Origin of the sequence: Paenibacillus forsythiae T98 (assembly GCF_000520735.1) — a bacterium.
Taxonomy (GTDB): domain Bacteria; phylum Bacillota; class Bacilli; order Paenibacillales; family Paenibacillaceae; genus Paenibacillus_AQ; species Paenibacillus_AQ forsythiae.
The window spans coordinates 1-6,559 of the sequence record NZ_ASSC01000823.1 but is presented as its reverse complement, the minus strand read 5'-3'; the positions used below and the strand labels follow the sequence as shown (position 1 = coordinate 6,559).

The following is a 6,559-nucleotide window of genomic DNA, read 5'->3' as shown; positions in this document are numbered from 1 at the left end:
CCGCCACTTTGTTATGAGAAGGAGGGTGCTCTCGTCGCCGAGGCATTGAAGGGAAGCGATTACTGGCAGACTACGATGTACGGCTTTCAGCGGGATAACGGTCATTCACTTGTGGTTCCATGGAGCGGCGGCGATGCGGTGGAAGTCAGCTTCCATTTAACCGGCTTCGAGAATTTATACGATCAGGCCGGACTAATGCTGTGGAGTCATTCCGGGCAGTGGATAAAAGCCGGAGTTGAAATCAACGATAGTGTCCCCCATGTCGGGGCCGTCGTCACGGCGGGTTATTCCGACTGGTCGCTGTCTCCGGTTCCGGAGTGGGAGGGAAAGATCATAACCATCCGGGCATCCCGGCTGCGGGACGCGGTAATTATAAGAGCAAGGGCAGAACAGCAACCCTGGAGAACCATCCGCGTCTGCCGTCTCCACCCTGAAGAGGATTGGCAGGTTGGTCCATATCTGTGCGCCCCCACGAATGCTGGTCTGCAAGTTGCCTTCACAGGATGGAGGTGGACCAAGCCGGACACCGATGTCCATGTGCAGCCTCTTGCGGAAGGTTCTGAATAATCGAATCGCAGCAGGTTTATCCGCTAGAAAGGGGGCGTCCCAGGCAGCCATTGCATGGCTCTTCCGGGGCGCCCCCTTTGGAATAATTACAGACAATAACTAGAGCTGCTTGTCCAATGCAAGCTGTGAATACTCTCCAAGCGGCAAGGAATTTCTGATTGCCCATAGTTGCTCGTAGCTGGTAATCCGGTGATCGGCCAATGACAGGTCCTGACTGCCTGATCCCGGATTCTGAAACCCGATGCACCGCATACCGGCGCTTTTGGCTGCCTGCACACCGTTGCGCGAATCCTCGATGACGAGACAGGAGGAAGGCTCAACACCCAGCAGCTCGGCCGCATGAAGAAAGATATCCGGTGCGGGCTTTCCATGCATGACCTCCTCGCCTGACACCCTCACATTGAAATACCGCCCAAGACCTGTCTTGTCCATAATAAGCTCAATCAGCGCACGGGGAGAGGAGGAAGCCACGGCAACCGGAACTTGTCTCTCTTTAAGCCAGCTTAACCAGTTGTCCGCATAAGGCATGGCGTGAAGATATTTATACGCCGACAGGGTCTTGAATACGTTCTCTTTATGATAGGATACCACCTGCTCCAGGGTAAAATGAATTCCATGCTTGACCAGAACCTGCTCCCACATGGATTCCAGCGTCACGCCCACATAAGTATGATGCTCCTTCTCGCTTACAGCAGCGCCGAAATGAGCAAAGGAGCTTCTTTCGATTTTAAAATAAATAGGCTCACTGTCAACAAGCACACCGTCCATGTCAAATAGAACGGCCTGTATCGGAGCTTCTAGCCAATCCGGTTGGTTCAAGGACATCACCGTGGTCCCTCCTATACTTTCAGTTAGATTGGAGAATGACTTTGATCGCTTGAGAAGAAGGATTCAGCGTTCGTTCACTTAAATCGCATCCCAGGGTTTGGAAGGCTTGCTCGTATTGGTCCAACGGGAACGTATGCGTAATGATTTTTTTCCCAGGTATAATGCCTTGCTCAATCAGGTAATGCGCTGTTGCAAACGTTCCCACTGAATCAATGGACCCGATAATTTTCAAGCTTCGGTCAACAACTTCCTTGGGATTAAATGTGCTGTTCCCGTCTCTTAATCCCATAAGCATTAAGTATCCGCCATGAGCCAGATTTGACAAGACTTGAGTGCCGACAGCGCCCGTGGTATCCACAATCAGATCAACCTGATGCCCCTCGGGAGCCTGGGCCTGAACGGCTGCTTGAAAGGTTTCGTGCACCTGCCAGCGCTCGGGGGCAATCGAACCGGCTATCGCTAAACGATCCTTTGAAATGTCCACAAGGCAGCCTGTAACTCCTTTGGACGCAAGGGCATAGCTGTAAAGAATCCCGATCGGCCCCGCACCCAGTATAACCGTTCTGAGATTGGGAAGGAGATGAATCTGATTGATTCCGGTAAGTATGCAACTAAGCGGTTCAGTCAAGGTGGCTTCCTCATAGCTGACATGATCCTTTAATTTATACAGGAAACGGTCCTCGGTAATATAATAATCCGTAAAAGTACCGTCGGCGCTTACACCAGTCTCTGTTACGGACTTGGAGGTGCAGTGATTCTCCCTGCCGGTTCTGCACATCTCGCAGTGCCCGCAGTAATAGGTAGGATTAATCACGACACGGTCGCCCGGCTGAAGGGAGGTCACCTCCTTCCCTACACTAATCACCTCTCCGGCAGATTCATGACCGAGAATGACCGAAGGCACTGCGTGATACTTTCCGCTTACAATACCAAGATCCGTACCGCACACGCCCGTAGCCCGGATGCGAACCAGGACTTGATTATCCTTAGTGATAGCCGGCACAGGTCTTTCCTCAAGAGCTACATCCCAGGTCGATTTATATACCAAAGCAAGCATATTAAAAGCCTCCTAATCAAGATTTAATTTACGCTTTGCAGAACCGATTCCAGTCTTTCTGTAATTTCAACAAGCTCATCTGTTGTAACCGTAAGGGAGGGTCTCACCTTAACCACATTGCCGAGTCCATATCGTGATCCTCTCAGGATCAGATGCTGGTCGGTGAATGCGCGCTCTATAATCGCATTGGCCTTGACTACATCAGGAGCTCCCTGGCTATCAACGATTTCAAGGCCCCACATTAACCCCACCCCGCGCGCTTCTCCAATGCACTTGTATTTTGGGGCGAGCTCATGAAGCAGCTCTCTTAAAATCTCTCCTTTGAGCTTCACTTCATCCAGAAATCCCGGCTCAGATACAACCTCCAGGGTCGATTTGGCAGCGATTAAAGAGAGGAGATTGCTTCCGGATGTGAAGGAATGCTCATGCTTCTCAAGCACATCCAGACGGGACTGCATCAATACTGCCGCAACTGGAATGCCAATCCCGCCCAGACCTTTTGCAAGCGTAATGATATCAGGCTGTATATTAAACAGCTCACTGGCATACATGTAGCCTGTACGGCCTATTCCGGTCTGAACCTCATCGGCAATGAGAATAATACTATACTCGTCACACAATTTGCGAAGGCGCTCAAAGTATCCCTCAGGTGGAATAATATTCCCCCCATTCCCCAGAATCGGCTCAATAATCATGCAAGCAACGGAGCCGGAGCTCGCATACTCAATATGATCGGAAATGGCTTCTATGCATTGAAATCCGCAATTGGGGCCTGAGGAATTAAAAGGACATCTATAGCAGTAGGGGGCTGGTACATGCACGGAATTTGCAGCAGCCGAATTAGGAAATTTTTTGCGGCGGAAGGCGTTTCCTGAAATCCCGGTCGCAAACTGGGATTGTCCATGATGGGACAGGTACAAGCTTATAATATCCGAGGATTGGGTATACTTCTGCGCTATTTTCACTGCACACTCATTTGCGGTGGAGCCTGTAATATCCCGCATCCACCCGGCATCAATCCCATTAGGAGCTATTTCTGTAAGCTTCTCCAGTACATCATTGACATACGGCTCGGTAAAAGAAGAGGACATGTGAGTAAGATTCCCGACTTGTTCCTGTACCTTCTCAACAATGTGAGGGTGATTGTAGCCTAGCGAGAGATTAAAGGTTCCTGAGACAGCATCCAAATACTCAACACCTGAATCATCAATCAACCTGATGCCATTTCCATATCTAAAGCGGCTTTGTGTTAACGTTTGCACGATCTTCCCTCCTAATGTTATAAATTCACAAATCACGGACTATGCCGGGCATCACCTCCTGTAAGAATCAAGACGACAGACAGCCAACCTGATGCTTTCTTTGCCTTTTGTTGATTGAGGCTGTCCTAGATTTCTTTACCTTTCCGGATCAAGCGGCTCCCCACCGGTGAATTTCTGCTCTTCCACTGATGCGTGAGCCCTATCGACAGGAGCAGCACTCCGCTAAAGCCTGCAAGAATCCAAATCGTATGAATGGCGGACCATTCGCTCATGCTCCAACCGATGAAGAATTGAAGCACCGCCCCTCCGATCCCCCCTGAAGCAATGAGAATGCTGGTCGTCTTCTCTGTCATGCCGGGAATCAACGTATTGGCGTAAACCAGAGCAATGGAGAACAGCCCTGACATAAATATCCCTGTACCAAAAATAAGCAGATAGGTGACCCATTCTTGGGAGACTGCGGTCATCAAAATGATTGGCAGGAGCGTGCCAACCGTACTCCATAACAAGAAAGAAGTGTAACGGACCGACTCCGCAATTTTGCCCACAAACAATCTTCCGATAACCATCGCCACCCACAGAATCGTAACGCTGAGCGAAGCAACGGATGCTTTGACTTGAATGGTCTCGATCATAATGGATGGAAGAAAGTTCATTAATCCCAGCTCCAGGCCCATATATACGAAGAAGAAAGCGACAAAAAGCGCCAGAAGAGGGATATGTCTGCTGGTATAACGGACTTGTTCCGGCATCCCCCCGGAGTCCTCCTTGCCTGCTCCCAGAAGTCTACGGGTACTTTCCGCCGGCATCGTAATCCACAGCAGCATCAAGATGCACGTTATTGCCGCAATCGTAAAGAACGTAACCTGCCATATCCCGAGGGTAATATACAAGCTTGCTATGGCTGGAATCAGCAGGGCGCCAAGCCCGAAGTATACGTCTAATTTAGTCATGGCGACAGCTTTCTGCTGTTCAGCGAATTCAATTGTAAACGCCCCGATGGAGGATTCAATAATACCGGACCCGAATCCGACCCCTATTGTCAGCGCTACGACCCAAATCCAGGGAGGCAAGCAGCCTATAACCGTATAGGCAACAAATATACTAAGCAACGCAACCACCAGCATCCACTTCCTGCCCATTCGGGCGGACATCGCTGGAGAAGCTATAACGCCGACCAAAAAGCCGAGAAATTGTAAAAACAGTAACGTACCGCCATCACTGTAAGCGCGCTCATAATGTGACAGCAGAACGGGCAGAAGCGAACCCAAGACGACACTGGTAATGCCAATTAGCAAGTAAAAGCCGCAACTCAAAATAAAGATTCTTCTCAATGAGTCATTCCTCCATTATGTATTTTTTAAAATAAATGTAAAAATATACTGCAATATATCAGCATTTTATATTATTTGGATCGAATTGTATATACTTTTTTTGTAAAAATATCGATATGTATGGTAAAAGTCGGTTGTTCCATAGATTAAATGCCGCCGATTGTCGAAACACAACACAAAAAAGACCGGACCAGCAGATGCCAGTTCGGTTATTTGGCCGGGCTTCAAGCGCTCTGTATTCCAAGCATCTCACGCGCAAGCGCCAGGAACGCTTCAAGAGACGGAGACAACCATTTGTCCTTATGCCAGACCAGATGCGTCTTGACCGTAAGATCCGGGCCCTTCCAAGGCAGCCGCACAAGCTGTCCGCGAGAGACTTCTGCGGAGACGGAAACCGCCGTCAGCACGGTTACTCCCAGTCCATTTATGACGCACTGCTTGACCGCCTCGATACTGTTAAACTCAAGCACCGTCCTCGGGTAGACGCCTTCCCGGTTTAATATCCGCTCAAAATGGCTGCGGTAGCAGCAGCCCGCCTCGGGTAAGAGCAGATCCATCTTCGAAATATCGGCCGCAGCAACGGTCTGGTTGTTTGCCAGCGGATGATCGGGGGCCGCCACTACCCATACCGGCTCATGTCCAAGCAGCTCATCCCCCGGCCCTTCATGGCGGTCTCCCTCATCGAACACAAAGGCCACATCAAGATCGCCTGAATGAACGAGACGCCGAAGCTCGGCTACGGGACTTGGACGAAAAATAACCTGCACTCCAGGATACCTGGCTCGAAATGCGCGAAGCAGCGAAGGGAGACGATAAATACAGAGCGTTTCCGTTGCTCCGATCCGGAGCGTTCCCGTTGGCTCTCCCCTCATGGAGACCGTTGTCTGGGCCTCTTCCGCAAGCAGCAGCAGTTGCTCCGCATATTGCAATAGCTGGCGCCCCGCGTCCGTCAAGACGACTTGTTTGCCTCCCAGACGGTCGAACAAGGGCACGCCGAGTTCCTTCTCCAGAACATGAATCTGTGTTGTGACATTGGACTGAACATAGTTCAGACTGGATGCCGCCTTGGTAAAACTCAGATTTGCAGCGACCGCTCGAAAAATCGTCAATTGGCGTAAATCCATTTGCAGCACCATCTTTTTCAGTGATTATAACGATCAATTTCATTCATTATTATTAATAATACCAGAACGGTATAATCAATTCAGCACAGGAACATGGATTCAAAATACATCTTGATTACAGGAGGCATAATTATGGCGCTGACAAGAGTTTCTTTACGGAAAGGAAAGTCTGCCGAATACAAGCAAGCGATTCTTAAATCTCTGTATACCGCGATGCGTGAGGTGTTTGACGTACCGGATGGCAACGACTTTATGGTCATTCACGAGCATGAGCCCGACGGATTTGTCTACGGAAAAAATTACTTGAATATTGAGCGTACCGACGATCTGGTCATCATTCAAATTACAGCGAACGATACGCGCACAATGGAGCAGAAGCGGACACTG

At 49.7% G+C, this 6,559-nt stretch carries 7 protein-coding genes; 2 read left to right on the top strand and 5 right to left on the bottom strand.

Annotation, left to right across the window (positions count from 1 at the left end; genetic code table 11):
- Positions 1 to 567: DUF1349 domain-containing protein (locus L692_RS0125190; RefSeq protein ID WP_036725534.1), on the top strand; the 567-nt coding region annotated here is incomplete at its 5' end.
- Between the two features lie 99 nt (positions 568 to 666).
- On the opposite strand, the gene L692_RS0125185 is transcribed toward L692_RS0125190, so the two are convergent.
- From L692_RS0125185 to L692_RS0125165, 5 genes are all read right to left on the bottom strand, one after another.
- Complete coding sequence (locus L692_RS0125185; protein ID WP_025702674.1) at positions 667 to 1,392, bottom strand: HAD family hydrolase; 726 nt, start codon at positions 1,390 to 1,392, stop codon at positions 667 to 669.
- A gap of 22 nt (positions 1,393 to 1,414) precedes the next feature.
- Positions 1,415 to 2,452, bottom strand: a complete 1,038-nt coding sequence (locus tag L692_RS0125180) for a zinc-dependent alcohol dehydrogenase (RefSeq protein ID WP_025702673.1) — start codon at positions 2,450 to 2,452, stop codon at positions 1,415 to 1,417.
- Positions 2,453 to 2,475: 23 nt separating this feature from the next.
- Positions 2,476 to 3,714, bottom strand: coding sequence for an aspartate aminotransferase family protein (locus tag L692_RS0125175; protein WP_025702672.1), 1,239 nt, complete (start codon positions 3,712 to 3,714; stop codon positions 2,476 to 2,478).
- 125 nt (positions 3,715 to 3,839) lie between these two features.
- Positions 3,840 to 5,048: an MFS transporter gene (locus L692_RS0125170; protein WP_025702671.1), complete on the bottom strand. Its 1,209-nt coding sequence runs from the start codon at positions 5,046 to 5,048 to the stop codon at positions 3,840 to 3,842.
- A gap of 224 nt (positions 5,049 to 5,272) precedes the next feature.
- A complete protein-coding gene (locus tag L692_RS0125165) occupies positions 5,273 to 6,172 on the bottom strand; it encodes a LysR family transcriptional regulator (RefSeq protein WP_025702670.1) in 900 nt (299 codons plus the stop codon).
- 132 nt (positions 6,173 to 6,304) lie between these two features.
- Here L692_RS0125165 and L692_RS0125160 point away from each other — a divergent pair.
- Positions 6,305 to 6,559, top strand: a 255-nt coding sequence (locus tag L692_RS0125160) for a tautomerase family protein (RefSeq protein ID WP_025702669.1), incomplete at its 3' end; no start/stop codon positions are given.